Source organism: Pseudomonas sp. B6(2017), from assembly GCF_002112765.1.
Classification (GTDB): domain Bacteria; phylum Pseudomonadota; class Gammaproteobacteria; order Pseudomonadales; family Pseudomonadaceae; genus Aquipseudomonas; species Aquipseudomonas piscis.
In genome coordinates, this window is the sequence record NZ_NEIQ01000009.1 from 273,604 (window position 1) to 290,660 (window position 17,057).

The 17,057-nt window shown below is 64.4% G+C and carries 16 protein-coding genes; 7 read left to right on the forward strand and 9 right to left on the reverse strand.

What is annotated here, in order from left to right:
- Nucleotides 1-67: 67 nt before the first annotated feature.
- The 5 genes from CAG11_RS17635 to CAG11_RS17655 all read right to left on the reverse strand — a co-directional run bounded on the left by CAG11_RS17635 (nucleotide 68) and on the right by CAG11_RS17655 (nucleotide 4,212).
- Complete coding sequence (locus tag CAG11_RS17635; protein WP_022643130.1) at nucleotides 68-511, reverse strand: hotdog fold thioesterase; 444 nt, start codon at nucleotides 509-511, stop codon at nucleotides 68-70.
- Between the two features lie 28 nt (nucleotides 512-539).
- Nucleotides 540-2,207, reverse strand: coding sequence for an AMP-binding protein (locus CAG11_RS17640; RefSeq protein ID WP_085597230.1), 1,668 nt, complete (start codon nucleotides 2,205-2,207; stop codon nucleotides 540-542).
- Between the two features lie 167 nt (nucleotides 2,208-2,374).
- Entirely contained in the window at nucleotides 2,375-2,824 is a 450-nt protein-coding gene (gene sixA / locus CAG11_RS17645; RefSeq protein WP_085597231.1) for a phosphohistidine phosphatase SixA, read from the reverse strand.
- Nucleotides 2,821-3,168 carry a DUF4389 domain-containing protein gene (locus CAG11_RS17650; protein WP_022643127.1) on the reverse strand — a complete coding sequence of 116 codons (348 nt, stop codon included), beginning with the start codon at nucleotides 3,166-3,168 and terminating at the stop codon, nucleotides 2,821-2,823. Before CAG11_RS17650 ends, sixA begins: the two co-directional genes overlap by 4 nt.
- Nucleotides 3,169-3,186: 18 nt before the next feature.
- Nucleotides 3,187-4,212, reverse strand: coding sequence for an NAD(P)H-dependent glycerol-3-phosphate dehydrogenase (locus CAG11_RS17655; RefSeq protein WP_085597232.1), 1,026 nt, complete (start codon nucleotides 4,210-4,212; stop codon nucleotides 3,187-3,189).
- Nucleotides 4,213-4,452: 240 nt separating this feature from the next.
- Here CAG11_RS17655 and CAG11_RS17660 point away from each other — a divergent pair, with 240 nt between their 5' ends.
- The 5 genes from CAG11_RS17660 (at nucleotide 4,453) to fabB (ending at nucleotide 11,338) form a co-directional block, all read left to right on the forward strand.
- Nucleotides 4,453-6,528 carry a TonB-dependent siderophore receptor gene (locus tag CAG11_RS17660; protein ID WP_177409091.1) on the forward strand — a complete coding sequence of 692 codons (2,076 nt, stop codon included), beginning with the start codon at nucleotides 4,453-4,455 and terminating at the stop codon, nucleotides 6,526-6,528.
- 1 nt (nucleotide 6,529) lies between these two features.
- Complete coding sequence (locus CAG11_RS17665; RefSeq protein ID WP_085597234.1) at nucleotides 6,530-7,444, forward strand: ABC transporter substrate-binding protein; 915 nt, start codon at nucleotides 6,530-6,532, stop codon at nucleotides 7,442-7,444.
- Nucleotides 7,441-9,342 (forward strand): ATP-binding protein, encoded by a 1,902-nt coding sequence (locus CAG11_RS17670; protein ID WP_085597235.1) that lies wholly within the window; start codon nucleotides 7,441-7,443, stop codon nucleotides 9,340-9,342. Before CAG11_RS17665 ends, CAG11_RS17670 begins: the two co-directional genes overlap by 4 nt.
- A 248-nt stretch (nucleotides 9,343-9,590) precedes the next feature.
- Nucleotides 9,591-10,106: a 3-hydroxyacyl-[acyl-carrier-protein] dehydratase FabA gene (gene fabA / locus CAG11_RS17675; protein WP_022643122.1), complete on the forward strand. Its 516-nt coding sequence runs from the start codon at nucleotides 9,591-9,593 to the stop codon at nucleotides 10,104-10,106.
- 11 nt (nucleotides 10,107-10,117) lie between these two features.
- Nucleotides 10,118-11,338, forward strand: coding sequence for a beta-ketoacyl-ACP synthase I (gene fabB / locus CAG11_RS17680; RefSeq protein WP_022643121.1), 1,221 nt, complete (start codon nucleotides 10,118-10,120; stop codon nucleotides 11,336-11,338).
- A gap of 59 nt (nucleotides 11,339-11,397) precedes the next feature.
- Here fabB and CAG11_RS17685 read toward each other — a convergent pair whose 3' ends face one another.
- The 3 genes from CAG11_RS17685 to CAG11_RS17695 form a co-directional block, all read right to left on the reverse strand.
- Nucleotides 11,398-13,023: a methyl-accepting chemotaxis protein gene (locus CAG11_RS17685; RefSeq protein ID WP_085597236.1), complete on the reverse strand. Its 1,626-nt coding sequence runs from the start codon at nucleotides 13,021-13,023 to the stop codon at nucleotides 11,398-11,400.
- A gap of 137 nt (nucleotides 13,024-13,160) precedes the next feature.
- Entirely contained in the window at nucleotides 13,161-13,625 is a 465-nt protein-coding gene (locus CAG11_RS17690; RefSeq protein ID WP_085597237.1) for a DUF3859 domain-containing protein, read from the reverse strand.
- 78 nt (nucleotides 13,626-13,703) lie between these two features.
- Nucleotides 13,704-14,672, reverse strand: coding sequence for an amidohydrolase family protein (locus tag CAG11_RS17695; RefSeq protein ID WP_085597251.1), 969 nt, complete (start codon nucleotides 14,670-14,672; stop codon nucleotides 13,704-13,706).
- Between the two features lie 190 nt (nucleotides 14,673-14,862).
- On the opposite strand from CAG11_RS17695, the gene CAG11_RS17700 reads away from it, so the two are divergent.
- Both CAG11_RS17700 and CAG11_RS17705 read left to right on the forward strand, forming a co-directional pair.
- Nucleotides 14,863-15,279: an OsmC family protein gene (locus tag CAG11_RS17700; protein WP_053135001.1), complete on the forward strand. Its 417-nt coding sequence runs from the start codon at nucleotides 14,863-14,865 to the stop codon at nucleotides 15,277-15,279.
- A 61-nt stretch (nucleotides 15,280-15,340) separates the two neighbouring features.
- Nucleotides 15,341-16,213 carry a pirin family protein gene (locus tag CAG11_RS17705; RefSeq protein WP_085597238.1) on the forward strand — a complete coding sequence of 291 codons (873 nt, stop codon included), beginning with the start codon at nucleotides 15,341-15,343 and terminating at the stop codon, nucleotides 16,211-16,213.
- Nucleotides 16,214-16,268: 55 nt separating this feature from the next.
- Here CAG11_RS17705 and CAG11_RS17710 read toward each other — a convergent pair whose 3' ends face one another.
- Nucleotides 16,269-16,997, reverse strand: a complete 729-nt coding sequence (locus CAG11_RS17710) for a dienelactone hydrolase family protein (protein ID WP_085597239.1) — start codon at nucleotides 16,995-16,997, stop codon at nucleotides 16,269-16,271.
- Between the last annotated feature and the right edge of the window lie 60 nt (nucleotides 16,998-17,057).

Below are 17,057 nucleotides of genomic sequence, written 5' to 3' on the forward strand. Positions count from 1 at the left end.
CGCCGCCAGGGCAATGACCGTAACCGCCAGGAATACTGACACCCCGGCCCGGCCTATGGCCGCGGGTTCAGGCGGCCGGCGGGTTCTGCCCCAGCGGCACCACCGCCATGGTCAGGCGCGATACACAGCTGGCCTTGCCCTCGTCGCTGCTCAGGCGGATGTCCCAGACGTGGGTGGTGCGACCGAGATGGATGGCCCTGGCCACCGCCGTGACCCGCCCGCTGCGCAAACCCCGCAGGTGGTTGGCATTGATCTCCAGCCCCACGCAGTAGAACTTGCTGGCATCGATGCACAGGTAGCTGGCCATGGAGCCGACGGTCTCGGCCAGCACCACCGAAGCCCCACCATGCAGCAGCCCGTAGGGCTGGTGGGTACGATGGTCGATGACCATGCTGGCGGTCAGGGACTGCTCGTCGAAAGCCTCGAAGCGGATATCCAGCACTTCGCCGATGGTGTTCTTCTGGAGCGCGTTCAGTTGCTCGAGGTTGGGGGTGGTACGCCACAGGCTCATCGCCACTTCCTTCTTGTAGGTTGGTCGCTCAATCCTGCCACAGCACGACTTCCTCGCGCTCGCTCCAGGCCTGGAAGCTGTCGCCATAAGCGGACTCGATCACATTGCGCTTGATCTTCAGGGTCGGGGTCAGGAAACCGTTCTCCACCGCCCAGCTACCCTTGACCACCACCAGCCGATGCAGGCGCTCGTGCTTGTCCAGGCCGCCATTGACATGGGCCAGGAGGTTTTCCAGGCTGCTGTGCAAGCCTTCGCGAGCGCTGCCATCGGCCTCGCGCTGGCCGGCCGCCGACAACACGCACAAACCCAACGGCGCGCTCAGGCCATCGCCGACCACGCATACCTGCTCGATGTGCGCATGCTCGGCCAGGCGGATCTCGATGGGCGCAGGCGCCACATACTTGCCCTTGCTGGTCTTGAAGATTTCCTTGAGCCGGCCGGTCAGGCGCAGGTTGCCGGCAGCATCCTGCTCGCCCTTGTCGCCGGTGCGTAAAAAACCATCCTCGGTGATGGTCTCGGCGGTCTTCTGCGGGTCCTTGTAGTAACCCTGCATCACCGCCTGGCTACGGACCTGGACCTCGCCGTCCACGGCGATGCGCACCTGGACCTCTGGACAGGGCCGGCCGATCCAACCCGGGATGTATTCTCCCGAGCGGCCCAGATGGGAGTAACCACAGTTCTCGGTCATGCCGTAGACCTCCAGCACATCCAGGCCCAGGCGCTGGTACCAGTGCAACAGGGCCTGAGGCACTGGCGCGGCTCCGGACAGGGCCACGCGCAGCGCATCCAGCCCCAGCCCCGCCAGGACCTTGTGCCCGACCCACTTGCCAATCAGCGGCAGGCCCAGGAGCAGGTCCAGGCGCCTGGCCGGCATCTTGGCGTAGACCCCCATCTGGAACTTGGTCCAGATCCGTGGCACGCCGAACATCGCCGTGGGCCGGGCACGCCGCAGGTCGGCCAGGAAGGTATCGAGGCTCTCGGCAAAAAAGATCGTCTGCCCGGTGTAGAGCGCGCCCATCTCGACGAATACGCGCTCGGCCACATGGCACAACGGCAGGTAGGACAGCAGCCGGTCGCCGGGCCCCAGGCCGAACATCTGGACTCCATGGCTGGCGGTGAACCCGAGGTTGCCGAAGCTGTGCATCACGCCCTTGGGCGATCCGGTGGTACCGGAGGTATAGATGATGGTGGCCAGTTGGTCGGGCCCCGGGCAGGGGCTGTCGGTCATTGGCTGGCAACGCTGCAGCGCCTCCCAGCTGAAATCGAAGCTGCCCTGCGGCGCCAATGGCAGGCTGATGGTGGGTAAACCAGGCCTGATGCCCCGGGACATTTCCGGCCAGGCATCGAGCTTGCCGATGAACGCCAGGGCCGACCCGGAATGCTCCAGCACCTGGGCCACCGACTCGGCGGTGAGGTTGGGGTACAGCGGCACCGAGACATGCCCGGCCATCCAGATCGCCAGGTCGGCGATGATCCAGTGGGCGGAGTTCTTGCCGATGATCGCGATATTGCTGCCCGCCGGCAGTTGCCGCTCCCGCAGCCACTGGGCGGCGCGTCGGACCTGCTGGGCGACCTCGGCCCAGCTCAGTTCCTGCACCTGGCCACCGGCGCAGGGCTGGACCAGGAAAAGTTGCTGGGGATGACTTGCTTCACGCTGGTAGAACACTTGCAACGGCAAACGAAAAGCAGCAGACATGACGCGCTCCTTTGTTCTTGTTGTGTTCGGGAACAGCCGCTAACCAACCAAGCACTTGCTCGGTCGACTATTCCACGCACCAGGGAGCGCTGCAAGTTAAGAAATGTAGCCGGCATCAGCCTTGCCGACACCCACCACCGGAGCCCAGGGGCCCGGCGGCGAGGGCATCAGGGATGGTCGACGCGAACCAGGGTCATGGCCCCGGCCAGCGGCCAGTCGCCCGCCAACTCCGCCAGGCTGGCGGTGTCCATGGCTTGCGGGTCACGCAGGTGACCATGCTGCAACAGGCCGATCAGGCTGCCCACCAAGGGTTGGTGGCTGACCAGCAACAGGTTCTCGGCGCTGTCCAGTTGCTCCAGCGCCCGCAGTGGATTGGCATCCGGGGTGAGCCAGGACACGGTACGCACCTCGCCCTCAAAGCCCAGGGCCTCGCGCACCAGGTGCGCGGTTTGCTGGGCCCGGACATAGGGACTGGCAAGGATCCCGGTGAGGGGCTGGCCGATCAGTTGCGCGGCGCTGGCCAGCACCTGCTGCCGGCCATGGGCCGTCAGGTTGCGCTCGGCATCGGTGGCCGCATGGGCTTCGGCCTGGCCATGGCGCAATACCCAGAGCCTCACAGCTTGGGCTCCTCGTCACGCACCGGATGCGGCGCCGGAGGCACGCTGTGGGGCGCCTCGCCCTCCGGAGCCCGGGGCGCCGGCCAGTCGGCGAACGGCCAGGGCTTTTGTTCGGTGTGGAAACTGCCGAAGCGGCCGATCTGCGCCAGGAACTGGCTCAGGCTGTCGCCGAAGTTCATCAGGCTGGCATTGGGAGCGCCGTAGACCAATCGGTAGATGAGCTGCACTACCACCAGCGCCCCCAGGAGGAACTGCGCCACCTGCCACACCAGGGCGAATACCAGCATCCACAACACCCGCAGGAGAATGGATTCGTACTTGGCCTCGGAATTCGTATCGTTCATGTCTCGCTCCTGTACTGCTCAGTTGAATCCGCTGGTGGAGATAAAGTCGACATCGGTTTTCGGTTCGCCGCGCATCAACAGCTCGATCACCTGGGTGAGCGTCCGGCCTTCGAACAGGATCGCGTGCAACCCGGCTACCAGCGGCATGTAGACCCCCAGCTCCTGGGCCTTGGCCTTGAGCACCTTGAGGGTGTTGACCCCTTCCGCCACTTCGCCCAGGCGGCTCACCGCCTGGTCCAGGCTCAGGCCCTGGCCCAGGGCGAAGCCCACCTGGTAGTTGCGGCTCTTGGGCGAGGAGCAAGTGACGATCAGGTCGCCGACCCCGGCCAGGCCAAGGAAGGTCATGGGGTTGGCCCCCTGGCTCACGGCGAAGCGGGTCATCTCCGCCAGGGCCCGGGTGATCAGCATGCTCTTGGTGTTTTCCCCCATGCCCAGGGCCACCGCCATGCCGGCGATGATTGCGTAGACGTTCTTCAAGGCGCCGCCCAGCTCGACGCCGAAGCGGTCGGCACTGGCGTAGACCCTGAAGGTACGGCCATGCAGCACCGCCTGGACTTCTTGGCACAGTTGCTCGTCCTCACTGGCCACCACCGTGGCGGTCAGGGCATGCTCGGCCACTTCGCGGGCCAGGTTGGGGCCCGAGAGCACGCCGATCCGCGCCTGGGGCGCGATGTCCTCGAGGATCTGGCTCATCAGCTTGAAGGTCTGGGCCTCGATGCCCTTGGTCAGGCTGACCAGCATCTTGCCGCTGAGTCGCTGTGCATGGGGCGCCAGCACCGCGCGCAGAGCGCTGGAGGGCAAGGCGACGAAACACAGGTCGCTGTCCTCGAGGGTGGCCAGCAGGTCGGTGACCGGCTCCACCGCCGGGTGGATCTTGATGCCCTTGAGATAACGCGGATTCTCGCGATTGAGCCGAATGGCCTCGGCCTGCTCGGGATCACGCATCCACTGCCGCACCGCCTGGCCGTTCTCGGCCAGCAGGTTGGCCACGGCGGTACCGAAACTTCCGCCTCCCAGGACCGCAATAGGGCGCTGTTGTGTCATATGCAATCCGTTTTTCCATAGCAGTGGCGATGGCGGCATTATACGGGGCGGCCATCCGACCACCAGCCCCGGTCAACTGTCCGGGCGATCTGTCGCAAACCCGCGCAGGCGCTCGGCGGATGCAGGCCCATCGAATGGAAAACTCGACCGTCTCGGTTAACATGCGCGCCATCTTTCACGTTTCAAGGCTGCGCCGTGCCCGCTGGTCCCTCCCCCCTTCGCCTGTCATTGCTGCTGGGCATGCTATCCGGTCATCCGGCGCTGGCCGAAGATCTGTTCGTCGACGACGGCGCACTGCCCCAGGTATTGACCGCCACCCGCCTGAAACAATCCCCCGCCGCAGTGCCCGGCAGCATGACCGTGCTGGACAACGAATTGATCAAGGCCAGCGGCGCCCGGGACATCAGCGAACTGCTGCGCCTGGTGCCGGGGATGATGGTCGGCGCCATCAGCGGCAACCAGGCCACGGTCAACTACCACGGCACCAGCGCCAGCGAAGCCCGGCGCATGCAGGTCTTGATCGACGGGCGCTCGGTGTATCGGGCCGGATTGGCCACCGTGGACTGGAGCGACATTCCGGTGGCCATGGAGGATATCGAGCGCATCGAGGTATTCCGCGGCCCCAATACCGTCAGCTACGGCGCCAACGCATTGATGGCGGTGGTCAACATCATTACCCGCTCGCCGGCCAACAGCCATGGCACGCGGATCAAGGTGACCCGTGGCCAGCGTGGTGTGGCCGACTGGTACGCCAGCCAGGGTACCGGCTGGGACGGCGGCGACCTGCGCCTGTCGCTTTCGGGCCAGGAGGACGATGGCTTCGACAAGCGCCAGGACGGGTCGGACTATCGCGACAGCCGGCGCCTGAACCGCATCAGCCTGGCGCTCGGCCAGATGCTCGACGAACGCCAGAGCATCGATTGGCAGTTCAATGCCAAGGAAGGCAGCAACCAGCGGCCTTATACCTATCGGCCGGTGTTCAGGGACTACGCCGAGAAAGGCTACAACTCCGACGTGATCGCCAAGGACTATGCGACCTCCCTGCGCTGGAACCTGGACCTGGACCCACGGCACAGCCTCTACGTCCAGGGCTCGGCCCAGCACTGGGATCGCCAGCAGACCTGGAGGGCTTGCGATGCGGCCCTGTCCTTCAGTCCCGAACTGGCGCGCCTATGGCAGCTCAACCCGAACTACACCGAGCGCCTGGCGCGCAACATCGCCAGTTATTCGAAGGCACCGGCCGGTTCCCCGGATGAAGAAGCACTGGCGGGGAAGGTCCTTGAGCAATGGACCAAGGAAGGTGGGAGCAAGCCCGTCTGCGGCAGTATCGACCAGAGCACCCGGGAAACCCGCTACGACCTGGAAATACAGGACACCCTGAGCCTCGCCGACGACCTGCGGCTGGTCAGCGGCATGAACTACCGCTACGACCGCGCCGACTCCGAGACCTATTTCAACGGCGTGCTGGACGACACCACCTGGCGCCTGTTCGGCCAGTTGGAATGGCGGGCCAGCGAACACTGGCTGATCCAGGGCGGGGCCATGTACGAAGACGCCCGGCTCACCGGGAACTCCCTGACCCCGCGGATCGCCGTCAACTACCTGATCAACCCGCGCCACGGGTTGCGGGCGGTGTACTCCGAAGCCATCCGTTCCCCGGACATGTTCGAGAACAACGTCAACTGGAGCTATCGGGTCACCGGCCTGAGCGCTCCGGTCTACGGCCAGAACAGCGCCCAGTACTTCGTCAAGACCCGCGGCCCCGGCGACCTCGACCAGGAACGCATGCGCTCCCGGGAGCTGGGCTACAACGGCTATTTCGTCGACCAGCGGCTGAACCTGGATATCAAGCTGTTCTACGACGAAATCAGCAGGATGGTCAGCGAGCCGCTGCGCAACAACCAGTACATCGCCAGCAACAGCAACTCGGCGCGTTTCACCGGCAGCGAAAGCCAGCTGGATTGGCAGCTGAGCCGCGCCGACCGCCTGCGCCTGACCTACGCCTATGTCCATGCCCAGGCCAGCAACCGCCTGGACCAGCGCTTGAGCGCCAGCAACAGCGGCTCGGCCGGCTGGCTGCGCAACTGGGGCCAGGGCTGGTCCAGCGCGCTCTTCTACTATGGAGACAGCGCCCTCAACGGCTACCGTTTCCAGCGGGTCGATACCCGCGTCGCCAAGCGCCTGTCCCTGGGCAAGGCCGACCTGGAGCTGGCCGGCACCTTGCAACAGCGGCTCGACCACCAGCCCGTCACCTTCGCCGACAACCGCTACGACTCCCGCCACACGTTGTACTTCAGCGCGGAGCTGGAGTTCTAGCATGGCTCGCTCGCGCAAGAGCCTGCCTCGACTCGGCTGGAGCCTGGTGCTGCTGGGCTGGCTGCTGTGCGCGCCATTGCGCGCCGCCGAAGTGCTGCTGACCGCCAGTGAAGACAGCGACAGCGTGCGCAGCTTCGCCCGGGAACTGGCGGACCTGCGCCCCCAGGACCAGGTGCGCTTCGAGCCGCTCGGGCAATTGCCCGCACCGGGCCTCTTGCCGGCGGCCACGCGCTTGATCCTGCTGGACCCGCAAAGCCTCGACTGGCGCCTGCAGGATGCGCAGGGCCCGCCGACCCTGGTGCTGCGCATCAGTCGCCTGCAAGCCGCCCAACGCCTGCCAGGCACGCCGCAGCCCAGGCTCACCCTGCTGTGGAGCGACCCGCCCGGAGCCCGCCAGCTACGCCTGATCCGCGAGGTGCTGCCCCAGGTCCGCCGGGTGGGCGTGCTGTACAGCCAGGACAGCCGGTTCCTGCTCGAGGAACTGCGCCAGGCGGCGCACGCCCAGGGGCTGGAAATCGTCGCCGAGGCCTGGAACGACATCGGCGACAGTCGTCCATTGCAGGAAGTGCTGCGCAACAGCGAAGTCTTGCTGGGCCTGGACGACCCCAGCCTGTACAACCCCAAGACCGTCAAGAACCTGCTGCTCAGCAGCTATGCCCGACAACAGGCCCTGATCGGGCCCAACGCCGGTTTCGTCAGGGCTGGCAGCCTGGCCAGCACCTACAGCGACCAGCAGGACTGGCTGCAAACCCTGGACCAGCTGCTGGACCGGCCACCGGCCCAATGGCCCCGTTCGCAGTACCCGGCGGCCTTCAAGGTATTGAGCAACCCACAGGTGGCACGCTCCCTGGGCATCGAGGAAATCGATCCTGAGACCGTCGCCCGCCAGTTGAGCGAAGGAGAGAAACGCCCATGACATTGCGTCGCCGTTGGGATATCCAGGCCCGTACTCAGCTGATCAGCCTCGGCCCCGCGCTGCTCCTGACACTGTTGCTGATCAGCTTCTTCACTTTCGTGCGCATCCAGGACCTGCACCAGGAGCTGGACCACACCGGCCAGCTGATCGCCAACCAACTGGCCCCGGCCACCGAATACGGGGTGATCTCCGGCAACAACGAGGGCCTGGAAAGCCTGTTGCAAGCGACCCTGAGCACGCCCCACGTGCAATTCCTGGAGGTCCAGGACAGCGCCAACAACATCCTGGTGTATGTCGAGCAGCCTGCGGCCCGCCATGACCATGCGAAACAGATCAAGGTATTCCAGGCTCCCGTGCGGCTGCAGCGGATCCAGGTGCACAACGACTTCCTGCAAGAGGATCCGGGCAGCCTGGCCAGCCAGGGCGACGGCTACCTGGGGCGCGTGCTGGTCGGCATGTCCAACGACGCCTTCAGCCAGCGCCAACAGGAAATCGTCCTCAAGGCCGGGATCCTCGCCCTGTTCGCCCTGCTCTTCACCTTCCTGCTGGCCCGACGCCTGGCCGCCGGCCTGGCCCAGCCGATCAGGGCCATGAGCAACGCGGTCAAGGCGATCCAGGAAGGCGACTTCAAGACCCCGTTGCCGATCGTCGACGATGGCGAGCTGGGCAACCTGGCGCGGCACATCAACAACCTCGCGGCCGGCCTGGAACTGGCCAGCCGCGAACAGCAGCAGGCCATGTCCCAGTTGATCCAGACCCGGGAAGAAGCGGAACAGGCGAACAGGGCCAAGTCGGACTTCCTGGCGATGATGAGCCATGAGTTGCGCACGCCGATGAATGGCGTGCTGGGCATGCTGCAGTTGCTTGAAACCACCGAGATGACCCGCGAGCAACGCGAGTACGCGGCACTGGCCTCGGAATCCACCGAGCACCTGCTCAAGGTGATCAACGACATTCTCGACTTCTCGCGTATCGAGCGCTCGGCCCTGGAGCTGGAACACATTCCGTTCAACCTGGCCGAATTGATCGCCAGCTCGGCCCAGGCCTTCCAGCACAGTGCCCTGCAACGGGGCCTGGACCTGAAGTTGCGGCTGGCGCCGGGACTGGAGTCGTTGCAGGTCAAGGGCGATCCGACGCGGATCCGCCAGATCCTGGTCAACCTGGTCGGCAACGCGCTGAAGTTCACCGAACAAGGCAGCGTGACCATCGAAGCCCAGTGGCAGGCCCTGGACCACGAGCTCCTGTGGTTCACCTGTGCGGTGCGCGACAGTGGCATCGGCATCAACCCGGCCAGCCTGGAATCGATGTTCGACGCCTTCCAGCAGGCCGACAGCTCGATCTCCCGGCGCTATGGCGGCACCGGCCTGGGCCTGCCCATCGCCCGGACCCTGGCCGAGCGCATGGGCGGCACCCTGCGGGCCCAGAGCGAGGAAGGCCGGGGCTCGGTGTTCACCCTGGAAATCCCCCTGGCGCTGTTCCAGCAGACACTGCCGGTAGCGGCCCCACGGGCCAGCACCGCGGCGGACCAGGGCGCAGGCCGCAACGTGCTGCTGGTGGAGGACAACCCGGTGAACCAGACCGTGATCCAGGCCATGTTGCGCAGCCTGGGCTTCAGCGTGAGCATCGTCACCGATGGCGCCCAGGCGGTACGCAGTGCCGAAAGCCTGATTTTCGAGGCGATCCTGATGGATTGCCGGCTGCCGCTGGTCGACGGCTACGAGGCCACCCGGCAGATCCGGCAACTGCCCGGTTGTGCCGATCTGCCCATCATCGCGCTGACCGCCAATGCCCTCCAGGGTGACCGTGAGGCCTGCCTCGCGGCCGGCATGAACGACTATCTGGCAAAGCCCTTCAAGCGGGCGGATCTACAGCAAATTCTCCAACGTTGGGTGCAATAGCGGGCTATTTTCAAACATCTGCGACTGGCGTGGCGGGCGAAAGTGCGGCAGTCTTAGGCACCCGATGGGGCCCTGAAAAGGCCTCCGAAAAAAATTTCAGTGCACAAGTGTACATTCATGCCCTTTGCGCTGTGACTTTCACTACAACGCAATAGTCTATGAGTAGGCTGCCGGCTCGAGGCATGAACGCTTCGATCGGCCGGGAAGATTTGCCCAACCCTGCCGCACGGGACTATTGAGGAGCTCGCATGACCAAACAAAACGCCTTTACTCGGGAAGATCTGCTGCGCTGCAGTCGCGGTGAGCTGTTCGGCCCAGGTAATGCGCAACTGCCCGCCGGCAACATGCTGATGATCGACCGCATCACTCACATCAGCGGCGAAGGTGGCAAGTACGGCAAAGGTGAGTTGGTCGCCGAGCTGGATATCACTCCGGACCTGTGGTTCTTCGCCTGCCATTTCGAAGGCGACCCGGTGATGCCAGGCTGCCTGGGCCTGGATGCCATGTGGCAGCTGGTGGGGTTCTTCCTGGGCTGGCAAGGCCTGCCGGGCCGCGGTCGCGCCCTGGGCTCGGGAGAAGTCAAATTCTTCGGCCAGGTGCTGCCAAGCGCCAAGAAGGTCACCTATAACATCCATATCAAACGCGTCCTGAAGGGCAAGCTGAACCTGGCCATCGCCGATGGTTCGGTCAGCGTCGACGGCAAGGAAATCTACACTGCCGAAGGCCTGCGGGTCGGCGTGTTCACCTCCACTGACAATTTTTAAGGGTTATCCGCATGCGCCGCGTCGTTATCACTGGTCTGGGCATCGTTTCGTGCCTGGGCAATGACAAAGAGACCGTCTCCGCTAACCTGCGTGCAAGTCGCCCTGGCATCCGCTTCAACCCGGAATATGCCGAAATGGGTCTGCGTAGCCAGGTTTCCGGCTCCATTGACCTGAACCTCGAAGAACTGATCGATCGCAAGATCTACCGTTTCGTCGGCCACGCGGCAGCCTATGCCTACCTGGCCATGAAGGACGCCATTGCCGACTCCGGCCTGACCGAAGAGCAGGTATCCAACCCGCGCACCGGCCTGATCGCCGGCTCCGGCGGCGCCTCGACCCTGAACCAGATGGAAGCGCTGGACATCCTGCGCGAGAAAGGCGTCAAGCGCGTTGGTCCGTACCGCGTCACCCGGACCATGAGCAGCACCGTTTCCGCCTGCCTGGCCACGCCGTTCAAGATCAAGGGCCTGAACTACTCCATCGCTTCGGCCTGCGCCACCAGCGCCCACTGCATCGGCACCGCCATGGAGCAGATCCAGATGGGCAAGCAGGACATCGTGTTCGCCGGCGGCGGTGAAGAAGAGCACTGGACCCAGTCGTTCCTGTTCGACGCCATGGGCGCCCTGTCCACCCAATACAACGAAACCCCGGAGAAAGCCTCCCGCGCCTACGACGCCCAGCGTGACGGTTTCGTCATCGCCGGCGGTGGCGGCATGGTGGTGGTCGAGGAGCTGGAACACGCCCTGGCCCGTGGCGCCAAGATCTACGCGGAAATCGTCGGCTACGGCGCCACTTCCGATGGCTACGACATGGTGGCTCCGAGCGGCGAAGGCGCCATCCGCTGCATGCAGATGGCCATGTCCACCGTCGACGCCCCGATCGACTACCTGAACACCCACGGCACTTCGACTCCGGTCGGTGACGTCGCCGAAATGAAAGGCGTGCGTGAAGTGTTCGGCGCCAAGGCTCCGGCCATCAGTTCCACCAAGAGCCTGTCGGGTCACTCCCTGGGCGCCGCCGGCGTTCACGAAGCGATCTACTGCATGCTGATGATGGAAGGCAACTTCATGGCCGGCTCGGCCAACATCGACGAGCTGGATCCGGAAGTGGCCGACATGCCGATCCTGACCAAGACCCGCGAAGACGTTGCCTTCAATACCGTGATGAGCAACAGCTTCGGCTTCGGCGGCACCAATGCCACCCTGGTCCTCAAGCGCTGGCAGGGCAAGTAGGCCCCGCCGCAGCCTGAAAAAAAGCCCCGACTGGTTCGGGGCTTTTTCTTGCCCGGGATTCACACCGAGAAACGCGCCACCATGGCGTTGAGATCCACCGCCAGGCGCGACAGCTCCTGGCTGGCGGCGCTGGTCTGGTTGGCCCCCGCCGAAGTCTGGTGGGCCAGGTCGCGGATATTCATCAGGTTGCGATCCACCTCCCGCGCCACCGCTGCCTGCTGCTCGGAGGCACTGGCGATGACGGTGTTGCGCTCGTTGATCTCGGTGAAGGCCGAGGCGATTTCCTCCAGGGCCTGGCCGGCCGCCTTGGCCACTTCCAGGGTCGAGCGGGCGCGGCTGTTGCTCTGCTGCATGGAGTTGACCGCCAGGTCGGTGCCTTGCTGGATGCCCCCGATCATCTGTTCGATTTCCTGGGTCGATTGCTGGGTCCGATGGGCCAGGGCCCGCACCTCGTCGGCCACCACTGCGAAACCGCGCCCGGCATCCCCGGCCCGCGCCGCCTCGATGGCGGCATTCAGCGCCAGCAGGTTGGTCTGCTCGGCAATGGCGCGGATCACCTCCAGCACCTTGCTGATGCCGTAGACCTTCTGGGCCAGGTCTTCCACCTGGTTGGCGTTGGCCGTCACATCTTCCGCCAGCGACTCGATGGACAGCACCGTCTGCTGCACCTGCTCGCGCCCATGCTTGGCGATCCGGTCGGACTCCCGGGAAGCCTGGGACGTGGCCACGGCATTGCTGGCCACCTCCTCCACTGCCGCAGTCATCTGGTTCACCGCCGTGGCCGCCTGTTCGATTTCCTGGTTCTGCTGGTACAAGCCCCGGGTCGCATCCTCGGTGACGCTACTGAGCTCCTCCGAGGCCGAGGCCAGCTGGCTCGAAGAATCGGAGATCCGCTTGATGGTTTCCCGCAGGCTGTGCTGCATGGCCTTGAGCGCATGGAGCAAGCGCGCCGGCTCGTCCTTGCCGCTCACCCGGATATCGCCGGTCAGGTCGCCGCCGGCCACCACCTCGGCCACGCTCAACGATTGCGCCAGGGGCAGGACGATGCTGCGGGTCAGCAGCAACGCCAGGCCAACGGTCACCAGCGCCGCCGCCACGATCATCACCACCACCCAGATCCGCGACTTGCTGAACACCTCCTGGGCCAGGTCGGTGGCCTGGGTGGCGCTCTGCTTGTTCAGGTCGATCAGGTCATGCAGGGTCGCGGCCATTTCATCGGCCAACTGGTTCATCTCGCCGTTGACGACCTTGACCGCCGCCTCCACCTGGTTCTGGCTGGAGTACTGCATGACCTGGGCCTGGCGCTCCAGGTACTGCTTCTCGATGGACTTGAAGCGATCGAACAGCACACGCTCCTGGGGCAGCACGATCAGCGATTCATAACGTCCCTGGGCGATGCCCAGGCCCTTCTTTATGTCGTTGATCTTGGCTTCGTTCTGGGCGATCGCCTGAGGATCGCGATTGATCAGCAGGCGCAAGGTCAAGGCGCGGACCCGCAGCAGGTCCTGGCTCATGTCACCAACGGACATGACGCTGGGCAACCAATTGCTCTCTACCTCATCGGATTGCTGGCGCATGTTGGCCATTTGCATCAGGGCGAATGCCCCGAGGATAAACATCATGAGCGCCAGCAAGCCAAAACCCAGGCTTGCCCGTGGCGCAATATTCAGACTTCTGAGGCTCATTCCTTTGGCTCCTTCCTAGAGCGCTGCAAGACTTGCAGCAGGTGCTCTTAGACGGTATCGGGCCAGATGGAATTTGCGTAAGACGAAAAAGTGATATCAAAACGCCCAAGTACTTCGATACCGGGGCATAAAACGATTCAGCGCACCGAAAATCGCTGTTCTGCCAACAAACGGTCGCCCTGGAACACCATGAAGTGCCATTCACCCGGCACCACTTCGTGGCTTTCGGTGAACTCGTAGGCCATCACATCCTGAGGGGCATTGGGCACCAGCTTCTGGGTCACTTCCAGCTTGTCATGGCGCAAGCCATCAGGAGTGCGAATGCCCGGCGTCAGGTACAACAGGGTCAGCGGCTGGCCGTCGGCGACCTTGCCCAGCAGTTGGTAGCGCAGGCCGAACTTGGTGCCCAACCGGGCCGGTACCACGGCAGTCTGCTGGATCTTCTCGTTGCTGCGACGCAGCACCCGCTCCCCCGATTGCAGCTCGGCCTCGGGGCCTTCGAACACGCCGAACTCCACGGGACCTTCGACACGGACCTCGGCACTGGCCAGGCCGCTGACGATCATCAGCGCCGCCAGGACGCTTGAACGAGTGAAATGCATATCGCGCTCCTTGATTGAGATGGCGCGAGCATATGAACCAAGGGTGACAAGCTGATGACAATCCGCCGGGACAGCGGCTCAGCGAGAAGCCGGGAGCACGGCCAGGAAATTGTCATGGGCCACCTTGCGGGCCACCTCGGCCGGCAGGGCATCGAGGAACCCATCGAAGCCGTGCAATTCCCGCCCCAGCTTGTCGAAGCGCCCGACCACATCCGAGCCCAGCATGAAGCGCTCCGCATAGCGCTCCACCAAGCGCAGCCACTCCCGGCGCGGGGTGCCCTGCTCGTCCAGCAGATAGGGAGTGAGCAGGCTCCAGGACAGGTCTATGTAGAGGTTCGGGTAGCGCTCCAGCAACCGCTCCAGGGTCGGCAGCAGGAACTCCAGGCGCTCCTGGTGACGATGGATTTCCGCGCTGGTACCCGCGTGGGCCCAGATGAACCGGGTCTGCGGATGCTGGCCCAGGGGCTCCTCTATCTCTGCCAGGTACAGGGGATTGCGCTCGCGCTTGGAGGTGATGTTCGAATGCAGCATCACAGGCAGATCATGCTTCGCTGCCAGGCGATAGACCTTGGCCATGGCCTCGTTGTTGGCCCGTGGCGTATCGCCGTCGATCAACGCAGTGAGGTCGTCATGGCGAGTGAAGACCTCGCCGATGCCCTGCCACAACCCCGGATCGAGATCGAGCATGCGCTGGATATGGGCCGCGGAATTCTTGTCGTTGGGATTGAACCCCGAAAGGAACGGATGCAGGCGCCGGCGTTGCTCGGCCGGTAGCTGCTTGACCGCGGCGGCCACCAGCACATCGGTGGCGCTGTACCAGTAGGCACCGGCATCGTCCCCGGCGTAGTAGCGCGGACGCTTGGGTTCGTCCTCGTGCCATTTCTTGGCCACCGGGATCCCGGAGATCATCGCCTGCTCGATCCGGTTGTCGGCCATGGCCTTGAGCAAGGCCTGCATGCCCTGGGTTTCCTGGAAAAAATCGACATAGTGCAGGTGTGCATCGCTGTAGATGTAGTCCCGTGCCTGTGCTGCCGCCAGGGGCAGCATCAGCAGCAAAGACAGGCAGCTTGCGTGAAAATGGCTCCAGTGCACCGCTCAGGCTCCCGAGTATCGAAGCAGGATAGACCGTGGCGCCAGGTCGCAGGTTCAGAAAATGGGGAACACACGAGTCGTGTGATGCTCTATAACTTCAGCACCTTTAATGCCTGATTCCATCAATCACTGCCTGAGGTTTGCCATGACCATCACCGTCAACACCGAGTCCAGCGAAGGTTACCGCCACAGCATCCAGGTGGACGACCACCACTTCTTCACCGACCTGCCCAAGTCGGCAGGTGGCGAAGGCACCGCTCCGGAGCCCCATGATTACTTCGACGCCGCGCTGGGGGCATGCAAGGCCCTGACCCTCAAGCTCTATGCCCAGAAGAAGAACATCCCGCTCACCGGCGTCACGGTGGAGATCAAGCATGACAACAGCGAGGAAACCAAGGGCAAGTACGCCCTGCATGTGAAGCTGACCCTCAAGGGCGTGCTCACCGATGCCCAGCGTGAAGAACTGCATCGAGTGGCCGATCGCTGCCCGATCCACAAGCTGATGACCACCAGCGAAGTGAGCATCGAGACCCACCTCTCCGAAGGCGCCTTCAGCCAGTAGCGCGCGGCCTGGGCAAGCGGGTTATGCTCCCGGGCATAACCCGAGCAGCCTGGAGCCCGCCATGAATTCCCCCCTCGTGATCCGTCCCCGTGCCGAGGACGTCGAAGGCCAGCCCATCCTCCGCCCCCTGCCCTCGGCGCAATGTCGCAGCGTCGGGCCTTTCGTGTTCTTCGACCACATGCTGGAAACCACCTATCCGGCGGGCAAGGGCATGAACATCCGCCAACATCCGCATATCGGCCTGTCCACCCTGACCTACCTGTTCAGCGGGCAGATCCAGCACAAGGACAGCCTGGGTTCGGACCAGGTCGTCGAGGCCGGGGACGTCAGCTGGATGACCGCCGGCAGCGCCATCGCCCACGTCGAGCGCACGCCATCGGCGCAACTGGAGCGGGAGCGGCGCATGCATGGGCTACAGGTATGGCTGGCTTCGCCCCGGGACCAGGAACAGGGGCCGGGGCACTACAGTCATCACCCCGCTGCCAGCCTGCCGGTGAACGACAACCTCGGCGTGAGCATCCGCATGATCGCCGGCCATGGCTTCTGCCTGGAGTCGCCAGTGCCGGTGCTGTCCCCGACGCTGTACGCCGAACTGCAGCTGCAAACCGCCACCAGCCTGCTGATTCCTACCGAGCATCAGGAACGGGCACTGTACGTGCTGGCAGGCGAGGCCCAGCTGGATGGCCAGCCGGTGGAGCTGAATACGTTGGTGATCCTGCCGGAAGGCGAAACCACGACCCTGTTCGCCGAAAGCGATTGCCATGCGGTGTTGATCGGTGGCGCGCCCCTGGACGGGCCACGCCGGATCAATTGGAACTTCGTCGCCAGCGATCCGGCCCTGATCGACGAGGCCCGCCGGCGCTGGGCGGCCGGGGACTGGCCGCAGGTCCCTGGAGAAAGCGAGCGGATCGAGCTTCCACCGGGCAAACACTGAGCCCTCTCGCCCGCCACGGCCGCTGCATGGGTCGTGGCGAGCGCAGGAGCAGTTGTCAGCCCCGGAACACTTCCTCGAGCAGGTGATGCATGGTGGCGAAGGCCCGGCCGGAAACCTTGGCGTCGTACATCATCTTGCCCGGCACATTGGCATGGGTATCGGTGAAGGAATGCACCGCGCCACCGTAGCTCACCAGTTGCCAGTCCACCCCGGCGGCATCCATCTCCGCCTCGAAGGCCGGCAGTTGTTCCTTGGCCACGAACGGATCGGCCGCTCCATGCAGTACCAGCACCGCGCCCTTGATATTGCGTGCATCGGCGGGCTCGGGAGTATCCAGGGTGCCGTGGAAAGACACTGCCGCCTTCACCGGTGCGCCGCTGCGAGCCAGCTCCAGGGCACAGCAGCCACCGAAGCAGAAACCGAAGGTCGCCAGCTTCGAGGTGTCGACTGGCGCCTCCCCTTGGGCCTGCAAGGCCGCGAACGAGGCCTGCATGCGCTTGCGCAGCAACGCGCGGTCATCCTTCAACGGAGTCATCGCCGCCCCGGCTTCGTTGAAGTCACGAGGCCTCAGCGCCTGCCCATAGAGATCGGCGACCAGCACCACATAACCCTGGGCGGCTACCGCTTCGGCGATCTTCTGCGCGCCATCGGTAACCCCCATCCAGTTCGGCGCCATCAGCAGGCCCGGGCGGGGCCCCTTGTGGGCGGCATCGAAGGCCAGGCGGCCCTCATAGGGTTGACCATCGATCTGATATACCACGGAACGCACGGTGATTTGACTCATGACTCAGCTCCTCCAGCAAAGGGACACCAGAATGAAAAAACCCGCCGTTAGGGCGGGTTT

Coding starts and splice junctions, on each gene's coding strand:
- CAG11_RS17685 (WP_085597236.1), bottom strand. CDS start 13,023: ATGAGCCTCAGAAGTCTGAATATTGCGCCACGGGCAAGCCTGGGTTTT.
- CAG11_RS17660 (WP_177409091.1), top strand. CDS start 4,453: ATGCTATCCGGTCATCCGGCGCTGGCCGAAGATCTGTTCGTCGACGAC.
- CAG11_RS17650 (WP_022643127.1), bottom strand. CDS start 3,168: ATGAACGATACGAATTCCGAGGCCAAGTACGAATCCATTCTCCTGCGG.
- CAG11_RS17700 (WP_053135001.1), top strand. CDS start 14,863: ATGACCATCACCGTCAACACCGAGTCCAGCGAAGGTTACCGCCACAGC.
- CAG11_RS17695 (WP_085597251.1), bottom strand. CDS start 14,672: ATGCTGCCCCTGGCGGCAGCACAGGCACGGGACTACATCTACAGCGAT.
- fabB (WP_022643121.1), top strand. CDS start 10,118: ATGCGCCGCGTCGTTATCACTGGTCTGGGCATCGTTTCGTGCCTGGGC.
- CAG11_RS17705 (WP_085597238.1), top strand. CDS start 15,341: ATGAATTCCCCCCTCGTGATCCGTCCCCGTGCCGAGGACGTCGAAGGC.
- CAG11_RS17665 (WP_085597234.1), top strand. CDS start 6,530: ATGGCTCGCTCGCGCAAGAGCCTGCCTCGACTCGGCTGGAGCCTGGTG.
- CAG11_RS17635 (WP_022643130.1), bottom strand. CDS start 511: ATGAGCCTGTGGCGTACCACCCCCAACCTCGAGCAACTGAACGCGCTC.
- fabA (WP_022643122.1), top strand. CDS start 9,591: ATGACCAAACAAAACGCCTTTACTCGGGAAGATCTGCTGCGCTGCAGT.
- CAG11_RS17670 (WP_085597235.1), top strand. CDS start 7,441: ATGACATTGCGTCGCCGTTGGGATATCCAGGCCCGTACTCAGCTGATC.
- CAG11_RS17710 (WP_085597239.1), bottom strand. CDS start 16,997: ATGAGTCAAATCACCGTGCGTTCCGTGGTATATCAGATCGATGGTCAA.
- CAG11_RS17640 (WP_085597230.1), bottom strand. CDS start 2,207: ATGTCTGCTGCTTTTCGTTTGCCGTTGCAAGTGTTCTACCAGCGTGAA.
- CAG11_RS17690 (WP_085597237.1), bottom strand. CDS start 13,625: ATGCATTTCACTCGTTCAAGCGTCCTGGCGGCGCTGATGATCGTCAGC.
- CAG11_RS17655 (WP_085597232.1), bottom strand. CDS start 4,212: ATGACACAACAGCGCCCTATTGCGGTCCTGGGAGGCGGAAGTTTCGGT.